The 19368-nt window shown below is 66.9% G+C and carries 12 protein-coding genes and 1 pseudogene; 4 read left to right on the top strand and 9 right to left on the bottom strand.

What is annotated here, in order from left to right:
* Window positions 1-52: 52 nt before the first annotated feature.
* The 5 genes from M1L61_RS05715 to M1L61_RS05695 form a co-directional block, all read right to left on the bottom strand.
* On the bottom strand, window positions 53-370 hold the full coding sequence (locus tag M1L61_RS05715) for a hypothetical protein (RefSeq protein WP_019337081.1): 318 nt from the start codon (window positions 368-370) through the stop codon (window positions 53-55).
* A gap of 141 nt (window positions 371-511) precedes the next feature.
* A complete protein-coding gene (locus tag M1L61_RS05710) occupies window positions 512-898 on the bottom strand; it encodes an SseB family protein (RefSeq protein ID WP_010483507.1) in 387 nt (128 codons plus the stop codon).
* A 125-nt stretch (window positions 899-1023) separates the two neighbouring features.
* Window positions 1024-2736, bottom strand: coding sequence for an alpha-amylase family glycosyl hydrolase (locus tag M1L61_RS05705; RefSeq protein WP_248854430.1), 1713 nt, complete (start codon window positions 2734-2736; stop codon window positions 1024-1026).
* Complete coding sequence (locus tag M1L61_RS05700; RefSeq protein ID WP_197576714.1) at window positions 2736-4223, bottom strand: MFS transporter; 1488 nt, start codon at window positions 4221-4223, stop codon at window positions 2736-2738. Before M1L61_RS05700 ends, M1L61_RS05705 begins: the two co-directional genes overlap by 1 nt.
* Window positions 4220-6412, bottom strand: a complete 2193-nt coding sequence (locus tag M1L61_RS05695) for a Six-hairpin glycosidase-like protein (protein ID WP_248854429.1) — start codon at window positions 6410-6412, stop codon at window positions 4220-4222. Before M1L61_RS05695 ends, M1L61_RS05700 begins: the two co-directional genes overlap by 4 nt.
* A 237-nt stretch (window positions 6413-6649) precedes the next feature.
* Between M1L61_RS05695 and M1L61_RS05690 the strand changes: the two genes are divergently transcribed.
* Both M1L61_RS05690 and M1L61_RS05685 read left to right on the top strand, forming a co-directional pair.
* Window positions 6650-8716 (top strand): glycoside hydrolase family 97 protein, encoded by a 2067-nt coding sequence (locus M1L61_RS05690; protein WP_248854765.1) that lies wholly within the window; start codon window positions 6650-6652, stop codon window positions 8714-8716.
* Between the two features lie 277 nt (window positions 8717-8993).
* A pseudogene (locus tag M1L61_RS05685) lies at window positions 8994-11755 on the top strand (TonB-dependent receptor).
* A 183-nt stretch (window positions 11756-11938) separates the two neighbouring features.
* On the opposite strand, the gene M1L61_RS05680 reads toward M1L61_RS05685, so the two are convergent.
* Window positions 11939-13552, bottom strand: coding sequence for an alpha-glucosidase family protein (locus M1L61_RS05680; protein ID WP_248854428.1), 1614 nt, complete (start codon window positions 13550-13552; stop codon window positions 11939-11941).
* 214 nt (window positions 13553-13766) lie between these two features.
* Here M1L61_RS05680 and M1L61_RS05675 point away from each other — a divergent pair, with 214 nt between their 5' ends.
* Window positions 13767-14765 (top strand): polyprenyl synthetase family protein, encoded by a 999-nt coding sequence (locus M1L61_RS05675; protein WP_248854427.1) that lies wholly within the window; start codon window positions 13767-13769, stop codon window positions 14763-14765.
* 182 nt (window positions 14766-14947) lie between these two features.
* Here the strand turns inward: M1L61_RS05675 and M1L61_RS05670 are convergent, their stop codons facing one another.
* Window positions 14948-15733: a dienelactone hydrolase family protein gene (locus tag M1L61_RS05670; RefSeq protein WP_248854426.1), complete on the bottom strand. Its 786-nt coding sequence runs from the start codon at window positions 15731-15733 to the stop codon at window positions 14948-14950.
* A 133-nt stretch (window positions 15734-15866) separates the two neighbouring features.
* Between M1L61_RS05670 and M1L61_RS05665 the strand changes: the two genes are divergently transcribed.
* Window positions 15867-16463 (top strand): SMI1/KNR4 family protein, encoded by a 597-nt coding sequence (locus tag M1L61_RS05665; protein ID WP_197653846.1) that lies wholly within the window; start codon window positions 15867-15869, stop codon window positions 16461-16463.
* A 124-nt stretch (window positions 16464-16587) separates the two neighbouring features.
* Here the strand turns inward: M1L61_RS05665 and murD are convergent, their stop codons facing one another.
* Together murD and murL are read right to left on the bottom strand one after the other, a co-directional pair.
* Entirely contained in the window at window positions 16588-17997 is a 1410-nt protein-coding gene (murD, locus tag M1L61_RS05660; RefSeq protein ID WP_248854425.1) for a UDP-N-acetylmuramoyl-L-alanine--D-glutamate ligase, read from the bottom strand.
* Window positions 17978-19330, bottom strand: a complete 1353-nt coding sequence (murL, locus tag M1L61_RS05655; RefSeq protein WP_010483529.1) for a UDP-N-acetyl-alpha-D-muramoyl-L-alanyl-L-glutamate epimerase — start codon at window positions 19328-19330, stop codon at window positions 17978-17980. The genes murD and murL overlap by 20 nt, the downstream gene beginning before the upstream one ends.
* Between the last annotated feature and the right edge of the window lie 38 nt (window positions 19331-19368).

Raw genomic sequence — 19368 nt, 5'->3', positions numbered from 1 at the left:
TCCTGTAGTGCCGAGCCATGCTCGGCACATTGTCTACGGCAGCCGCGAAAATTCAGTGCACCGCGGCCTTCGGCCCCAGCAATGCCAGCAGCACATAGACCACGATCGAGGCGACGGTGCCGAACGCTGCCGGCAACCCGAACGCCCACGCCGAACGGCCCTGCTGGCGTGCCCACTGGGCCAGATGCCAGGCCGCGCCCAGGTTGATCAGCCAGGCAATGACGAACACCGGCCACAGCACCATGCCCACCGCGCGCAGCAGGGGCATGGACACCAGCGCGGCAGCGATCGCTGAGATCAGGAAGATCAGTGCGGAGCGGGAATGGCGTGATCGTGCTGGTGAGCCGGCAGGTAGTTCCCTCAATTCCATGGCAGAGCCTCGATCCTGGTGTCAACCAAAGGGGATCACGTACGGCACCCGAAGGGAAGCGTTCTGTAGGGTCGGGCCGTGCTCGACTGATCCGGCATTGCGCGAACGGCAGCCGAGCATGGGCTCGGCTCTACAGGACAATCAGCCTTGGGCGAAGTCCTTCAGGATCTCGCCGACGCCGCTGGGCGAGATCTCGAAGCCCAGCGGAGTGCCTGGGTTGATCACCACGCCGTAGCCCCCCGGCACGCGGCGCAGAACGTCCAGCATCAACCAGCGGATCTGGTGTTGGGCCTGCTGGCTGTAGATGCCCACCCGCGATGGATCGGTGAACACGGCCACGTGCAGGATGCCCTGCTTGTCGAACAGCAGCGGGTCGAAGCCGCTGCCGTCGGGCGTGACCAGGCTGCCGGTCAGCAGCACTACCTCGGAAGCGACGAAGGCCTCCATGAAGGCGCGGATCGGCACTGCCCCGTCCATCGCCGCCTTCAGCAGGGTTTCGATCGGGGTCTGCGGGGCGAGGTCGGTCATGGCGGTACGGCAGGGCGTGAGGGGGGCCTATTGTAGGGTCGAGCCTGCTCGACTGCTCGAAGAGCGTGCCAACCGAGGTTGGCACCCACCAGAGCGGTAGCGCCGGGCCATGCCCGGCGGCGCCCTCACCGTCCCAGACGCTGGTCCCGAGCCTTCTGGTCGGTCATCGCCTTGTCCAGCTCGGCCTGCAGCGCTGGCTGCTGCACGGCGGCATCCAGCACGTACACCTTCACGCCATGCGCGGGCACTTCGGCCTTCAGGGAGGCATCCACCTGCAACGAACCGCCGTCCAGCGCATCACGCCAGCGGCCAGCCTGGACGTAACGCGCCACGGTGAAGCTCCTGGCCTGGTCGCCCTTGTTCAGCAGCACCAGCGCGGTCTGCGCCACCTCGCCCTGCTGCAGCACACGGAAGAACACCGCCTCATCACCCTGCAGGCGCTCGTTCACCTGCAGGCCGCGCTGCAGCGCCGGGGTGGCTTCACGCAGTCGCGCGATACGCTGCAGCGGCGCGAAGATGGGGCTCTTCGGCGCCGCATCCACACGCGGCTGGCCGAAGTAGGCGCGGTTGCCGGCGTGCTCGGCGCGGCCACGCATGAAACCGGTCTCCGAGCCGTAATAGACCACCGGAATGCCGCGCGCGGTGAACAGCCAGTTGTGCGCATCGATGAAACCGCTGTCGCTGGCCTGCAGGCGCGGCATGTCGTGGTTGTCGTAGAAGCTCATCAGCTCGTACGGGTTGGCGTACGGCCCCCCGCTCAGGTGCAGCGGCTCGGCCAGCGTTTCAAAGCCCTTGCCGGCGGTGCCGAAGGTCTGCTCCAGTGCACCGCGCAGCGGGAAGTCGAGCACGCTGACATTGGCGTTGGCCGGCCAGGTGTGCTCGGCAATGGTCGCCGCGTTGTAGTCGAAGGCTTCGCCAAACATGAACATGCCCGGATGCTCGGCGCGGATGCGCTTGACGAATTCATGCCACCACGGGTGCGGCAGCCAGCCGATGGTGTCGATGCGCAACGCGTCCACGCCCTGCGCGGTCCACTGCAGGTAGGCGCCGACCAGGTACTCTATCACCGCCGGATTGTCCTGGTTGAAGTCGGACAGCTCGGCCAGGTTGCCATCGAAGATCGAGCCATCCTTGCTGTCGACCGGACCAACGTTGTTGTAGAACGCGTGCAGCGGGTTGTGCTTCGGATCCAGTTTCTGCGGGGGCAGGTTCTGGTGGTCGGCAATCAGTTTTCCATCCCTGTCGAAGATCTGGCCGAACTGTGGCTGCCGCGTCGGCATGGTCCAGGCCGGCGAACCGTGGTTGCCCACGATATCCAGCACCACCTTCAAGCCAGCACCGTGCAGGCCCTTGGTCAATCCGGCAAAGTCCAGGTCCTTGCTGGGCAGGTGTTCATCGAGTTTGTAGAAATTGATGCCCCAGTAGCCGTGGTAGCCGGTCTTGCCACGGTCGGTCAGCGTGCTGGTGCAGCTGATCGGCTTGCTGCCGGTAAAGGCTTCGTCCGGGTTGTCCACGATCGGCGTGATCCACACCGCGCCGAACCCCAGATTGCGGATGTACTGCGCATTGTCGAGCACGCCGCGGAAATCACCACCGAGGTAACCGATGTTGCCGTCCACCTTGTCCGGGCACGGCACCGGGATATCGAAGGTGCGGTGCTTGCCGCCCTGGTCGCGGTGATCGTTGGACGGATCGCCGTTGACGAAGCGGTCGGTGACCACGAAATACACCGCATCACTGGCGAACGGTTCGGTGGTACCGACGTAGTCCGGACGCGGCGCGGCCACCGCCTGACCAGCCAGCACCAGGGAAACAGCAACAGACAGCACACCACGCATCACACCACCTCCGGACGGGACGGAACCCGCAGCACGCACAGGCCGGCGACGAACAGGCTGCAGCCGCCCAGCACCAGCACATGCATCGGTTGACCACCCAGCCAGGCGCGCAGGGCAAAACCGAGCGCGCTGGCCGCGACCAGCTGCGGGATCACGATGAAGAAATTGAAGATGCCCATGTACACACCCATCTTCGACGCCGGCACGCTGTCGGACAGCAGTGCGTAGGGCAGTGAGAGGATCGACGCCCAGGCGAAGCCAACGCCGACCATCGACAGCAGCAGCCAGTGCGGGTCGCGGATGAACATCAGCGAGACCAGCCCGGCACCGCCCAGCCACAGGTTGAGCAGGTGGCTCCAGCGCAGGCCGATCGCACGCACCATGAGTGGAATCAGCACCGCCGCCAACGCAGCGAAGCCGTTGTAGGCGCCGAACAGTACGCCCACCCAGTTGGCGCCCTCGTTGTAGGCCGCCGTCTTCGGGTCGTCCGAACCGAAGTGGACACCGGCCACTGCGGCAGTGGTGTAGATCCACATGGCGAACAGCGCGAACCACGAGAAGAACTGCACCCAGGCCAGCCGCCGCATCGTGACCGGCATCGCCCGCAGGTCGCCCACGATGGCGGCCAGCATATGCGTGCCAGGCAGCGCGCGGGCCACGGCCAGCAGCAGGCCGTAGCCGGCACACAGGCCGGCCAGCACGTAAAGCATCCGGTCGCCCTGCCGCCACGCGATCAGCAGCGCCAGCAGCACGCCCAGCCCCAGCCATACGGCCACCTGCGCCCAGGGCGCCGGACCGCTGATCGTCGCCGCTGCGTGATGTGCCGGCGGCTCGGCATCATCGAACCCGGCCAGCTCCGCCGGTGAATATTCGCGGGTGCTGACCACCGTCCAGGTGATCGCCGCCAGCAGCACCACCGCGCCGAAGTAGAACGCATAGCGCACGGTGTCCGGCACTTCACCTGCGGCGGCCGTATTGGCGACGCCGAAGTGGGCCAGGATGAACGGCAGGAAGCTGGCGACGATGGCGCCCACGCCGATGAAGAAGCTCTGCATGGCATAGCCGGTGGGGCGCTGGCGTGGCGCCAGCTGGTCGCCGACGAAGGCGCGGAACGGCTCCATCGATACGTTGATCGAGGCATCCAGCACCCACAGCGTACCGGCGGCGATCCACAGCGTCGGCGAATTCGGCATCACCAGCAGGGCCAGCGTGGTCAGCACCGCACCGATCATGAAGTATGGACGACGGCGCCCCCAGCGGGTCCAGGTGCGGTCGGACAGGTAACCGATCACCGGCTGCACCAGCAGGCCGGTCAGCGGCGCGGCGATCCACAATCCAGGTACCGCGTCGATGTCCGCGCCCAGCGTCTCGAAGATGCGGCTGGCGTTGGCGTTCTGCAGGGCGAATCCGAACTGGATGCCGAGGAAGCCGAAACACATGTTCCAGATCTGCCAGAACGACAGTTGTGGCTTGGCGGGACGATTCATCGTGCGTCCTCTTCCGCCGCCACCTGCGTCACCTTCAACGCCTGCACCTGCGCCTGGTTGAGCACGCCGTCGCGCCCGCCCTTTCCGCCGGTGTAGTGCGCGAAATGCTGCAGCGCGCTCATGTTGAAGCCTTCTTCAAGCGCGACCGTGCACGGCCCCTTGTGCACGGCGAACGTTGCCGAGGTCGAGTCCTGCACGGCCACGCTGTGCGGCATCGCAACCGTATGCCGCTGCAAAGGCTGGCCCGGGCACTGCAGCACCAGCTGCTTGACTGCAGCCGTGACGCCGGTGTTGATCGGCCCGCTCGGGTTGCGGTACTGCAGGCGCAGGCGCACCTGCCCGGCCTTGGCCGAGGTGAACTGCCAGCGTTCCTCGCCCTTCAGCACCTGCTGCGGACCGACGCAGAGCATCGGGCTGTGCAGCGATTCCAACGTGCCTTCGCGCCGGGTCAGGCTGAGGCAATGCTGCAGGCCATCGTCGTTGATGCGCGCCACGCCGTTGCTGGCGGTGACCGCCTTGCCGTCCTTCCACAGCACCTGATCGGCTGCCACCGGAACGTTCCAGCCCGTGCCCTTGCGCGGGGCCTGCGGCGCAACCGGCGTGGCCGGCGCACGCACGTTGGCATCCGCAGCCGTGGCAGCGAAACCGGTTGCTGCCGGGGCGGCGACCAGCTGCACTGTCGTGGTGCTGCCACGCGTGGTGGTTCTGCCGGCCACCAGCAGGCCATCGCCCACGTTCTGCGGGCGCTCCAGCACATAGCGCTTGCCGTTGGCTTCCAACGTGATACGGGGATGCGTGCCGAACAGTTCTGGCACCAGCACAACCGGCAGCTTGGGCTGCACGCGGCCATCGTCCTGCACGCCGAACACGCCTTCGACCACCATCGACAGATAACCGGCCACCGACCACAGCTGGCGTTCGGAATTGACCACCGGGCCGCTCAGTGCGCCTTCCTCGACATGCACGGCCTGGCTGACCAGCTCGTAGTTCTCCATGTTGGAACCGGCCAGCGCAGCGCCCTGCATCAACGAGCGGATCTCGGCGGCGATGCGCGGTGCATCGTCCAGCTGCCGCGCCGCACGCAGCGAGTAGGCGCTGACAAACGGCCAGATCGCGCGGTTGTGGTAGATCGGCTGCTGCGACTCCTGCGGCCAGACCACTGGACTGCCAGCCGGCCCCATCGGGTAAGCGGCCAGCGCACGACGTGCACGCTCCGGGGGCAGCACTTCGGCCAGAATGCCCAGCGACAGCCCGAGCAGATCGACCTTGGCGTACGGCACCGGGTGCGCGGCTTCACCGATGTAACTCATGTACTGGCCGATGTCTTCGCGCCAGAAGCGTGCATCGACCTGCTGCGCCAACGCATCGGCCCACGCCTTGTACCGGTCCGCGCGGGCATCGCCGCGCTGGCCGGCCAGACGTTCGGCCAGGCGCAGTGCCTGGTAGTGCAGCACGTTGGTGGACAGTGCGTAGGAATCACCGATGAAGCGCACGTCCTCACGGGTCCAGTCCGGATAGGTCTGCTCGCGCCAGTCCAGGAACGAAGTCTCGCCACGGTACAGGCCCACCTGCGCGTCGAACACCATCGCGCGGTCCTGCGCCAGCGTGCCCTGCAGCGCCTGCCAGACCTGGTCGGCAAACGCGCGATCCTCCAGCAGATGACGTGCCGCCAGGAACCACACCACGCGATCGCTGCTGATCGGCCAGCTGCCACCGGAACCGGTGTCCTGCGCCACGAACAGGCCGGGCGTGTGACCATCGCGGGCCGCCGACAGCTTGAACTGCAGCGACTGCCGGGTGCGTTGCGGGTCCAACCGCGCCAGCGCCAGATCGGCGGCGAAGCTGACATCGCGGGTCCACACATAGGGCCAGCGCGCGCCGGTCTGGAAGCACTCGCACGGCACCGGCCGACCCTCGTCGAACGCGGGGTCGCGAATCGCGTCCACACGGTCCTGGTCCATCTCCTGCTGGGCCAGCGCAAACAACGCGTCGAACATCATGCTACCGGTCTGGCTGCGCATCGGCATGGGCGCGATACGCACCTCACCTTTCGGCGCATGCAGCACGAAGCTGCCGTTGGCAGCGGCTTCGGCGCGCGCTTGGCGGCCGTCGAATTGCAGGTCGGCCGCCTGCGCGGTCGATCCCAGCGCTGCCCCGAGGGCAGCGGTCAGGCAAATGATCTTCAGCATCGAAGCGGCGGACCGGCTTGCGCCCGTCGGCCTCCCTCCCTCTCTGCACGCGTTGTAGGTCCGCACCGTCGTTGCCGGCGGGCGGGCACGGCCCCTCCCTCAAGGTGCCTTGGCCCCATGGTAGACGCGGGGCTGTCGGCTGCGTCCAGCTGCATACGTATTCATGGCGTCACGCGGTAGCGCGCCTGCCGCGCTGGCTTATGGTCCGGGTCTGCCAACGGCGCCTTGGGAGGGGAACTGCCGATGTCACCCACTGCTGTACGCGCGGCAATCGCGCACCTGCTCGGCCTGGCCCTGCTGGCCTGGGCCACGCTGGCACAGGCCGCGCCACAGGTCGCGCCACAGGTCGCCAGCATCGAATCACCCGGCAAGGTGCTGAAGGTCAGCCTGGTGCTGGACGGCGGCACCGCACGCTACCGCGTCGAGCGTTTCGGCGAGCCCGTGGTGGAGGATTCGAAGCTCGGCTTCGCCCTGCGCGATGGCCGCCTGGACCGCGATTTCGCCCTGCTCGGCCAGCAGCGGCGCAGCGTCGACGACAGTTGGGAGCAGCCGTGGGGCGAGCGCCGGGTCACCCGCAACCACTTCAACGAGCTGACCGTGCAGCTGGCCGAGACCACGGGCAGCAAGCGGCGGCTGGATGTGGTGTTCCGCGTCTACGACGACGGCCTCGGCTTCCGCTACGTGTTCCCCGAGCAGCCGAACCTGCGCGAAGCGATCATCGATGACGAGCTGACCGAGTTTGCCATCGCACAGGATTCCACCGCCTGGTGGATTCCCGCCGGCGAACCGATCCATTACGAGTACCTGTACCAGCGTACCCCGCTGCGCGAAGTGCCGCAGGTGCATACGCCGATGACCCTGCGCAGCCGCGATGGCCTGCACGTGGCGATCCACGAGGCTGCGCTGGTGGACTACGCCGGCATGTGGCTGCGCCGCACCGAGGGCCAGCGCCTGCGCGCGCAGCTCTCGCCCTCGGCCGAAGGCTGGAAGGTCAGCCGCGCGCTGCCCTTCGCCACACCCTGGCGCACGCTGCAGATTGCTGACCGCGCAGGCGGGCTGGTCGAGTCAGACCTGATCCTCAACCTCAACGAGCCCAACGCACTGGGCGACGTGAGCTGGGTGAAGCCCGCCAAGTACCTCGGGGTGTGGTGGTCGATGCACCTGGACAACGAGAGCTGGGCGACCGGGCCGAAGCATGCGGCCACCACCGCCAAGACGAAGAAGGTGATCGACTTCGCTGCTGCGCACGGCTTCCGCGGCGTGCTGGTGGAAGGCTGGAATCCGGGCTGGGACGGCATGTGGGTGGGTAATGGCTACAACTTTGATTTCACCCGCGCCACGCCCGATTTCGATATCGAAGCGCTGTCGGCGTATGGCCTGAAAAAGGGCGTGCACCTGATCGGCCACCACGAAACCGGCTGTGCCATCGAGCACTACGAGGATCAGTTGGGCGCCGCGCTGGACCTGTACGCACGGCTGGGGGTGGACCAGTTCAAGACCGGCTACGTCTGCGACGACGGCCAGGTCGACCGCCGCAATCCGGCCGGTGGCCCGCTGTGGCGTGAGTGGCATGACGGGCAGTTCATGGCCCGCCACCATCTGAAGGTGGTGCAGGAAGCGGCGCGCCGCCATCTGTCGGTGAACCCGCATGAGCCGATCAAGGACACCGGCCTGCGCCGCACCTACCCCAACTGGATCTCGCGCGAAGGCGCACGCGGCATGGAGTACAACGCCTGGGGCCAGCCGCCGAACCCGCCGGAGCACGAGGTCAACCTGGTGTTCACCCGGATGCTGGCCGGGCCGATGGATTACACCCCCGGCATCCTCAGCCTGAAGGGCCGCCACGGCCAGGCCATTCCCAGCACGCTGGCGCGCCAGCTGGCGCTGTACGTGGTGCTGTACAGCCCGATCCAGATGGCCGCCGACCTGCCCGAGCACTACCTGCAGCATCGCGAGGCGTTCCGCTTCATCGAAGACGTGGCGGTGGACTGGGAGCAGAGCCGCGTGCTCGATGGCGAGGTGGGCGACTACGTGACGATCGTACGCCGCGACCGCAACAGCCGTGACTGGTTCCTCGGCAGCATCACCGATGAGCACGGCCGCATGCTGCCGGTATCGCTGGGCTTCCTGGAGCCGGGCGTGCGCTATCGCGCCGAGATCTACCGCGATGGTGACGGCGCTGATTTCCGCAGCAACCCGTTCGCGTTCGCACGAGAAACCCGGGAGGTGACCAGCGCCGATGCCCTGACGCTGGTGCTGGCACCGGGCGGTGGACAGGCCATTCGCTTCACGCCTATCCGTTGAACGTCTTCCTGCCTGCGCGCCGCTGTAGCGCCCGAGACCACGCTCGGGCGGCGGTGCGCAGCACCGGAACGCAGCCGAGCATGGGCTCGGCTCTACAGAACGATGCACCTGAAAGCGATTACACCCCTGCAAACGGCATTGAATACGTATGCAGGGTGATTCCCGCGAAGAACGCGCTGCCTACCATAGCGGCGACGACAGCGGCCACCGCGTCGCACGTCCACGGTCACTCCGGGACGTTCACGAATCGATCTGCAACATTGCCTGGGAGGGGAAAATGTTGAACCACAAGCGCAGCGCGCTGAGCATCGCGCTGGCCGTTGTCCTGGCGCCGACGCTGGCGTCTGCACAGTCCACGCAGAGCACCACCACGCCGGCCGCCACCGCCGCCACCAACCTGGATACGGTGCAGGTCACCGGCATCCGCCGCGGCATCGAAAACGCGATCGCGATCAAGCAGGACGCCACCTCGGTGGTCGAGGCGATTTCCGCCGAAGACATCGGCAAGCTGCCCGACGTCAGCATCGCCGAATCCATCTCGCGCCTTCCCGGCCTGGCCGCCCAGCGCGTTGCCGGCCGTGCGCAGGTGATCAGCGTGCGCGGCCTGTCACCCGACTTCGCCACCACCCTGCTCAATGGCCGTGAAGTGGTCAGCACCGGCGACAACCGCGGCGTCGAGTTCGACCAGTACCCATCCGAGCTGGTCAACGGCGTGACTGTCTACAAGACCCCGGACGCGGCTCTGGTCGGCCAGGGCCTGTCGGGCACCATCGACATGCAGACCGCACGCCCGCTCAGCTTCGGCGAGCGCGTGATCGCGGTCAGCGGCCGCTACCAGAAGAGCTCCCTGGGCCGCGCCGCCAACATCGATCCGTATGGCAACCGCTTCAGTGCCAGCTACATCGACCAGTTCTTCGACAACACCCTGGGCATCGCCATCGGTTACGCGCACAGCGACATGCCGATCCAGGAGAACCAGGTCGGCCTCTACGAGCCCTGGACCACCGAACACACCGACAAGGGCGAGCGTCGCGGAATCGCGCCAGGCACCTACTTCACCGATGGCATCAAGGCGCTGCGCCGTACCGGCAACAACAAGCGCGACGGCGTGATGGCGACGATCCAGTTCCGCCCAAGCAACAGCTGGACCAGCACCTTCGACGCGTTCCACACCGAAGCCGAGCAGATCGACACCGCCAACCAGTTCGAGCTGAGCCTTAGTGGCAATGGCGAGGACAGCAACAATCCCAACGCGATCCTGCCGGTGTTCAGCAATGTCGGCCGCAATGCCGATGGCAGCTTCACCGGTGGCACGATCAGCAATGCGTACCCGCTGGTCCGCGGCATGTACAACAAGCGCAAGGACAAGATCGACGCGTTCGGCTGGAACAACGAGTTCAACGTCGGCGGTGTGAAACTGGTCGCCGACCTGAACTACTCGAAGGCAACCCGCCGCGAGATCAACCTGGAAAACAACCTGCAGCTGGTGCCGCGCCCGCAGTTCGACACGATCGGCCTGGTGGTGAACAACAACAGCTTCTCGCAGATCACGCCGGGGCGCGACTACCGGACAGCCTGTTCCTGACCAATACGATCTATGGTTCCGGCTACGGCAAGGTGCCGGAAGTTGAAGACCGCTTGAAGGGCGCCAAGCTGGCGGCGACGCTGCCGGTTCCCGAGGCCATGTCCAGCTGGTTCTCGGATGTGGACGTGGGCGTGAACTATGCCGACCGCCGCAAGCAGAAGGCCCAGGCCGAAGGCAACATCCTGCTCGGCGCCCAAGGCGAATCCACCATCGCCCCGGACCTGCAGTACCGCCCGGTCAACCTCGGCTTCGCCGGCATCGGCTACATCCCGTCGTGGAACGTGCCGGCAGCGGTGGGTCGCTACATGACCTTCAACCCGGTCGACAATCTGGACTACCTGATTCCCAAGTCGTGGACGGTCGAGGAGAAGATCACCACCGCGTGGGCACGCCTGAACATCAACACCGACATCGGCGTGGTCGGCGTACGCGGCAATATCGGCGTGCAGATGCAGCACACCGACCAGAGCTCGGATTCGCGCTACTGGGACAGCTCGCAGCCGGTGGGCAGCAACATCCAGCCCTTCTCTGCCGGCAAGACCTACAAGGATTGGCTGCCGAGCTTGAACCTGGTGTTCATGTTCCCGCACCAGCAGACGCTGCGCTTCGCCGCCGCCAAGCAGGTCGCGCGCCCGCGCGTGGACCAGATGCGTGCCGGCCTGGAGTTCGGTGTGGATACCAACAACGGCCGCCCCGGTGGCAGCGGCGGCAATCCGCTGCTGGATCCGTGGCGCGCGACCGCGCTGGACCTGTCCTATGAGAAGTACTTCGGCGAGAAGGCCTACGTGGCTGCGGCGATCTTCTACAAGGACCTGAAGAGCTACGTCTACACGCAGTCGGTGGACAACTATGACTTCAGCGGCCTGCTGGGCAATTACGTGCCGCCGCCGGGCATGACCGCACCGGTGCTGACCACCGGTACCTTCTCCACGCCGCAGAACGGCAAGGGCGGCACGTTGAAGGGGCTGGAACTGACCGGGTCGTTCCCGCTGGAGATGCTGACCGACAGCCTGCGTGGCTTCGGCGTGCAGGCCAGCGCGACCTTCAACAAGAGCGACATCACCATCCTGGATCCGGAAAGCGCCTCCAGCGTGGGCAGTGACCCGATCAGCCTTCCCGGCCTGTCCAAGCGTGTCTACAACTTCACCGCCTACTACGAGCGCAGTGGCTTTGAAGCACGCGTGAGCCAGCGCCGCCGCTCGGACTTCATTGGTGAGATCGGCAACTTCAACGGCAACCGCACGCTGCGTTACGTGGTAGGCGAGAACGTAACCGATGCACAGGTCAGCTACACCTTCAGCGACAGCAGCAGCCTGCGCGGGCTGACCCTGCTGCTGCAGGGCAGCAACCTGACCAACGAGCCGTACCGCACCTATGCCGGCAGCAAGGACCGCCCGCTGGAGTACATCGAGTGGGGCCGCACCTACATGCTGGGCGTGAACTACAAGTTCTGATCACGACCGGGTAGTGCCGGCCGCTGGCCGGCAACACATGGGGAGCAGGACCGGAAACCCGCTGCGCAGGCAGCGGGTTTTCTTCTGCGCGGATGCCGGCCGTTGGTCGGCCAGGCCCACCCACAAAAAAGGGACGGGGCGCTTCGGCCCCGTCCCCGCAAGTACCGCCACCGGAGAAAACGGTCAGCTGCGTCGGGCGCAATACACCGCGCGCGGCGGCAGCTGGAGTTCATTGCCCTGCACCGTGCCCGCATCCGGGCCCGGTACCGTCACCTGCTGCCAGTTGCCCGGCGGCAGCGGATGGCTCACCGCCTCGGCCGACAGGTTGAAGGCCAGCAGGAGGGTTTCATCTGCAAGCATACGCTCGAACAGCAGCACTGGCTCGGCACTTTCGATGAATCGGATGCTGCCATGCAGGAGCGCCGGCTGGCTATGCCGCCAGGCCAGGAACCCCCGGAACGCGGCCAGGACCGAGTCCGGGTCGCGCTCCTGCACCGCCACGGCCGCGGCGCGGTGCTCGGCCGGGATCGGCAGCCACGGCTGGCCGGAAGTGAAACCGGCCAGCGGCGCATCGGTCCACGGCATCGGCGTGCGGCAGCCATCACGGCCCTTGAAGTTCGGCCAGAAGGTGATGCCGTAGGGGTCCTGCAGGGCCTCGAACGGCACCTCGGCCTCGGCCAGGCCCAGCTCCTCGCCCTGGTACAGGCACACCGAGCCGCGCAGCGAGCACAGCAGCGCCACCAGCATCCGCGCCAGCCGCGGGTCGGCCGGGTGCCCGCCCCAACGGCTGACCGCCCGCTCCACGTCGTGATTCGAAACCGCCCAGCATGGCCAGCCTTCGGTCATCGCCGCTTCCAGGCGGGAGACCGTGTCGCGGATGTAGGCCGCGCTGTAGTCGTCCACCAGCAGTTCGAAGCTGTAGCCCATGTGCAGGCGGCCGTCCCGGGTGTACTCGGCGGTGGTGGCCAGCGAGTCCTCCGAGGAGATCTCGCCCAGGCTCACCGCGCCCGGGTACTCGTCCAGCAGCGCGCGCAGGCGCTCCAGGAAGGGCAGGTTCTCCGGCTGGGTGTTGTTGTAGTAGTGGTACTGGTACGCGTACGGGTTGTCCGGGCTGAAGCCGCGGCCCACGCGCTTGTCGGCGGGCTTTGGCGGGTTGCCGCGCAGCTGCGCGTCGTGGAAGCAGAAATTGATGGCGTCCAGGCGGAAGCCGTCCACGCCGCGGTCCAGCCAGAAGCGCACGTTGTCCAGGGTGGCCTGCTGCACGTCCGGGTGGTGGAAGTTCAGGTCCGGCTGGTCGACCAGGAAGTTGTGCAGGTAGTACTGCTCACGGCGCGGCTCCCACTGCCAGGCGCCGCCGCCGAACAGCGACAGCCAGTTGTTGGGCGGGGTGCCGTCCTCGCGCGGATCGGCCCACACGTACCAGTCGGCCTTCGGATTGCTGCGGTCCTGGCGGCTCTCGCGGAACCAGGCGTGCTCGATCGAGGTATGGCTCAGCACCTGGTCGATCATCACCTTCAGGCCCAGGCCGTGGGCCTTGGCCAGCAGCCGGTCGAAGTCGTCCAGGCTGCCGAACAGCGGGTCGACGTCGCGGTAGTCGGCGATGTCGTAGCCGAAGTCGGCCATGGGCGACTTGAAGAACGGCGAGATCCAGATTGCGTCCACGCCCAGCGCGGCGATGTGGTCCAGGCGCTGGATGATGCCCGGCAGGTCGCCCACCCCGTCGCCGTTGGCATCGAGGTAGCTGCGCGGATAGATCTGGTAGATGACGGCTCCGCGCCACCATGGATAGTGCGACATCGACAGCCCCCCTCCGGGCATGCAGCGCCCGCCGGAAGCGGGCCGAAATCCTGTTCCGGCAAGCTTAGCGGTGGCCTCCCGGGCATGGCGCAACCTGCATACGTATTCACGCAGGCGGCAGCCGTGGCCGGGCCGCGGACGCCGGCCCGCCCGGTTTGCGCCCGAATTCACGGCCAGCGCCTATAATCAGTGGTGAGCCTGAAAGCCTGATCGCATGACCATCACCGAAGACACCCGTCCCGCCCTGGGCCTGCCCCAGATCCAGTCGCTTGCTGCGGCCGACATGGCCGCCGTCGACGCCCTGATCCGGCGCCGGCTGTCCTCGGACGTCGTGCTGATCAACCAGATCGCCGATCACATCATTTCCGCCGGCGGCAAGCGCCTGCGCCCGATGCTGGTGATGCTGGCCGGCCGCGCGGTCGGCAACGTCGGCGCGGACCACCACCAGCTGGCGGCGATCATCGAATTCATCCATACCTCCACCCTGCTGCACGACGACGTGGTGGACGAATCCAGCCTGCGGCGTGGCCGCAGCACCGCCAACGCGCTGTGGGGCAACGCGCCGAGCGTGCTGGTCGGCGACTTCCTGTACTCGCGCAGCTTCCAGCTGATGGTCGAGCTGGAGCGCATGTCGGTGATGCAGATCCTGGCCGATGCCACCAACCGCATCGCCGAGGGTGAGGTGCTGCAGCTGCTGCACGTGCACAACCCCGATACCGACGAAGCCGCGTACCTCCGCGTGATCGAGCGCAAGACCGCGGTGCTGTTCGCCGCCGGCACCCGCCTGGGCGCGCTGGCCAGTGGCGTGGACGAAGCCAAGCAACAGGCCCTGTTCGACTACGGCATGCACCTGGGCTACGCGTTCCAGATCGCCGACGACGTGCTGGACTACTCGGCCAACGCCGACGAGCTGGGCAAGAACCTGGGCGATGATCTGGCCGAAGGCAAGGCGACGCTGCCGCTGATCCACGCGATGGCCCATTCCGACGACGCCACCCGTGAGCGCCTGCGCACCATCGTGCAGGACGGCGATGCCTCGGCGATGCCGGAAGTGCTGGCCGCGATCCGCGCCACCGGCGGCCTGGAGTACAGCCGCGCGCGTGCGGAGGAATACGCCGAAGCCGCCGAGCGCGCGCTCGATGGCCTGGGCGACAACGACGCGGTCGCCGCCCTGCGCGGCCTGGCCCGCTACGCGGTGCAGCGCTCGCATTGATCGGTTGAGGTGTGCCGACCAACGGTCGGCACCTACCGTGGCTGTGGGTGGATGCCGACCATTGGTCGGCACTGGAACATGGGTGGGTGCCAACCTTGGTCGGCACTGGCACATCGGTGGGTGCCAACCTTGGTCGGCACTGGAACATCGGTGGGTGCCAACCTTGGTCGGCACGCCTTTGTTTACCGGAACCGCTCCTCGAAGAACTCATCCAGCGCCTTCCATGCGCGCTTGGCCGCCCGTTCGTTGTACTGGCAGCCCGGCGGACTGTTGGCATCGCGCTCGGCAAAGCAGTGCACCGCACCACTGTAGTTGGTGAACTCCCAATCGACCTTGGCCGCGTTCATTTCCTTCTGGAAACCGGCGATGTCTTCGGCGGTCACGCTCTTGTCATCGGCACCATTGAGCACCAGTACCGACGGGTGCGTGCCACCGGCCTGCGCCGGCAGCGGCGAACCCAGCCCCCCATGCAGGCTGACCACACCGGCCAATGGCGCACCGGCGCGAGCCAGTTCCAGCACCGTGGTGCCGCCAAAGCAGAAGCCCACCGCGCCGATCCGGCTGGCATCCAGCGGCACCTTGCCGGCCTGCGCCTTGAGCACGTTCACCGCCTCCAGCGCGCGGGCACGCAGCAACGGCCGGTCGTTGCGCAGCTTGGTCGCCACCGGCCCGGCCTCGGCATCGGTCTTCGGCCGCACGCCCTTGCCGTAGACATCGGCCACCAGCACCACGTAGTCGTCACCGGCCAGCTGCTTGGCCTTCTCGATGGCCGATTCGTTCACGCCCTTCCAGTTCGGCACCATCACCAGGCCAGGGCGCTTGTCATGCTCGCCGTCGTCATAGACCAGCACGCCACTGAAGGTCGTGCCCTGGTGTTTCCATTCCACCGGCTGCGTCTTCATCGCCGCCCACGCCGGCATCGCCGCCAGCCCCAGGATCATCGCCACACCGTATCGCCAACGATTCATGCGCCTGCTCCGCAAGAAAAAGGGGACGGAGGGGATTAAGCCGTAATCGCCCCTCCCGCGTCGCATTCTGCATTGGCGGCGTGACGCAGGTGTGGTTGGATACGACTTAATCCCCTCCGTCCCCTTTTTTCGCATGAATCTTGTTGATCGCTTTCTGTCTGGCCTGATCCCGCGTTTGCCTGCCGAGGATGCCCCGCAGTGGGCACATGTCCAGGGCGCCAGCGCCGAAGACCTGCAGCGCCTGCGTGTGCAGTGGCCGCAGGTGCCGGGCAGCCTGGTGGAGCTGCTGTCGCGCGTGGATGGCACCCACTACCGGGAGTACCCCGCGGGCAAGGTCTGCGTGCTGATGCTCGGCTCGGATGTCGAGGACGGCGGCTATCCGTACTACCTGCGATCGGTCGCGCAGATCTTCGAGGACCAGCAGCGGTGGGACGACAGCATCCGTTCCATCTACGAAGAGTGGCTGGATGACGAACCGGAGATTCTCGGCGAGGGCATCGATGCGGATCTGCCGATGAGCCGCCGGCTGTGTTTCTCGCACTGCATGAACAACGGTGGCACCTCGATGCTGTATCTGGATTTCGATCCGGCACCGGGCGGCACCGTCGGCCAGGTGGTGCGCTACCTGCACGATCCGGACAGCTACGCGGTGATCGCACCGAGCTTCGATGCGTACCTGCAGCAGCTGATCGATGGCGATTACGCGTTCATCGATCAGGACGACGATTGAAACCCAGCCGAGCATGGGCTCGGCTCTACAAACGGCGACGGGCGTGGGCTCGGCCCTGCAGTAGATCCACGCCATGCGTGGATGAATGTCTACGGAGGTTGCCGGCCAGCGGCCGGCACTACCTTCAAGCGATACCCAGCCCGGGAATCGCGCTGATGCTGTCCGGGTCGAATCCGGCCAGTTCGGCGAAATGGCGACCACGCGCCACGTAATCGCGGTAGGCACCAAAACTGGGCGCGCCCGGCGACAGCAGCACCACCCCGCCCTGCGCACCCAGCGCCGCGCGTGCAAGCGCCATCGCCTCGGGCAGGTCGCCGGCGGCGTGCAGGCCGAAGCGGCCGGCATCGGCCAGCGGCTGCAGCATCGCGTGGATGCGCGGGCCGTTGCTGCCCATGGTCACAATCTCCACCGGCGGCACGTCGTGCGCCATGTGCTGCATGAAATCGGTCCAGTCCAGGCCGCGGTCATGCCCGCCCACCAGCAGCGCGATGCGCTGCCCGGCGAAGCATTCCAGCGCAGCCAGGCTGGCGTGCGGCGTGGTGCTGATCGAATCATTGACGTAGGTCACGCCATCGGCCTCGCCAATGCGCTGCAGGCGGTTCGGAAGCGGCCGGAAATCCTGCACGGCTGGCGCCAGCGCCACCGCATCCAGGCCCAGCGCCTCCAGCGCGGCCAGCACCGCGCACAGGTTGCCGCGGTTGTGGCGCCCCGGCAGCGGCGTATTGCGGGTATCGAACACCGCCTGCCCGCCGCGATGCACGATGTCGCCGCGCATGTGCCAGCCCTGCGGCTGGTTGAACCAGACCACCTCACTATCGGGCAGCGACAGTGCCGCCAGGTGCGGATCGGCGGCATTGAGCACGGCGATGCGCGGCGCAGCTTCAGTCACCAGCCGCAGCTTGTCTTCGATGTAACGTTGTTCGCTGCCGTGCCAGTCCAGGTGTTCGGGGAACAGGTTCAGTACCACCGCCACCTGCGGATGAGCGCCACTGCGCGCCACTTCACCGGTCTGGTAACTGGACAGTTCCACCGCCCAATACTCGGGTGCCGGCTGCGGATCCAGCACTTCCAGCAGCGGCAGGCCGATGTTGCCGACCAGGCCGGTACGATGACCGGCGGCACGCAGCAGGTGCGCGACCAAGGCGGTGGTGGTGCTCTTGCCCTTGGTACCGGTCACGCACACGGTGTCGTGCACGATGCCGTCGTCGGCCGCGTGTTCGGCAAACCACAACGCGGTGCCGCCGATGAAGGTGGTGCCCTGCTCTGCCGCCGCCAGCGCGATCGGCTGGTAAGGGCTGATGCCGGGCGACTTGATCACCACGTCGAACGCGGCCAGCGCTTCGGCCGAGGGTTCGCCACGCACGTCCAGCGCGCCCTGCGTTTCCGCACGCGCGGCTTCGGCTTCAGCGGCCGGGCAGAACAGGCTCAGGCCAAGCGTTGGCAGGCGCGCGCGTAGTACCGCAAACGCGGCGCGACCCTCGCGGCCCCAGCCCCACAGCGCAACGCGCTTTCCCTCAAGCTTCGAAATCTTCACGCACCCGTTCCCACAGCGCAGCCGGAACGCGGTGCTCGCCCTGCAGCTGCAGCAGCGGCGCCAGTTCCAGTTCGGCGGCATCCAGCTGCGGCTGGATCTCGTTGCAGAAGCGCTTCACCAGCACATCTTCCTTCCACTCCGGGCGCTGCGCCAAGGTCGCCATCGCTGCACGCGATTCGCGGCCCTCGCCCACGCACTCGAACGGCTTGTGGTCCTGGAATTCCAGCAGCGCGTCGAAGCCACCGGCCTGTTCGGCATCGTCCAGCAGATTGCGGCCGAAGATGCGCACCAGGCGCGTCTTCGGCATGAACGGGGCCAGCGCCAGGAACACGAAGTGGCACTTCGGGCAGACGCCGCACCAGCGGTTCACCGGGCGCTCGCCGAGGATGTGGAAGTTGCGGTTGCAGCTGGAGAAATGCGCGTCGTAGAAATCGGTCTTGGCGAACTGGCGGGCCACCGCCAGCTCCGACATCGGGCGCAGCAGCGAGTAGTACTGCAGGTCTGCCGCGACGTGCTTCTGCACGTGGCTGCCGAACGCCTGCTCGAACGCCCAGCCCTTGGACCACTGGTGGTTCACTTCGCCGGTGCCCGGAATCTGGCTGCCGTAGCTGGCCGAACGCTCGTTGGAGAACACCACCTGATCCACACCCTGCAACAGCGCGGCCAGCACCATGATTGCCGAGTTCACCGCGGTAACCGGGATATGCCCGTTCCACGCGCCCTGGCGGTTGAGCTCGAACAGTTCCGGTGCCAGCGCGCGGCCCAGGTTGAGCGTCGGCAGGCCGGTGCGTTCGGCACAGGCACGGATCAGCTGCGATCCGCCGATCCAGGTCACCGTCTCGTCCACGCCGGCGCGGCGCAGCGCTTCGATGCTGACCAGCGAATCCTTGCCGCCGCCGATGGCCACCAGCGCGTGCGCCTGCAGCCCCAGCACCGGCGCCTGCACCGCTTCGCCCTGCACCGGCAGGCGGAAGCGCCCGCGCAGGTTCAGGCCGTTGCGGTAGGCGAATTCGCCCAGACCGTTGAGGTAGACCGTCTCCACCAGCGCTGCGGTATCGGCATCGATGGCGTAGCTGTCGATGCTGACCGTCTCCGGCACGCCCGCCTTGTAGTAGCTGACACCGGCGATCAGGTGCAGCAGCTGCAGCGCGCGCTGCACGGCGGCGGTACGCGCCTCGTCAAGCACGAACGGGGCGCCCGGCACGGTGATGGTTTCCACCATCTCCGGGCCGTCATCGAAGGCGTAGACCAGCTTGGCCACGCCGGTTTCCGCAGCGAATTCGCAGCGGACGAAGCGGAAGCGGGAAACCTGGTGTTTGTCGAAAGCAGTCATGGTGTATCCGGTCAGGCACGGGCCCGCACGAGGGCGCG

The sequence above is a fragment of the Stenotrophomonas sp. NY11291 genome, assembly GCF_023277365.1.
GTDB lineage: Bacteria > Pseudomonadota > Gammaproteobacteria > Xanthomonadales > Xanthomonadaceae > Stenotrophomonas > Stenotrophomonas geniculata.
Note: the sequence above shows the minus strand (reverse complement) of the source record. Positions and strands in the feature narration are given on the sequence as shown.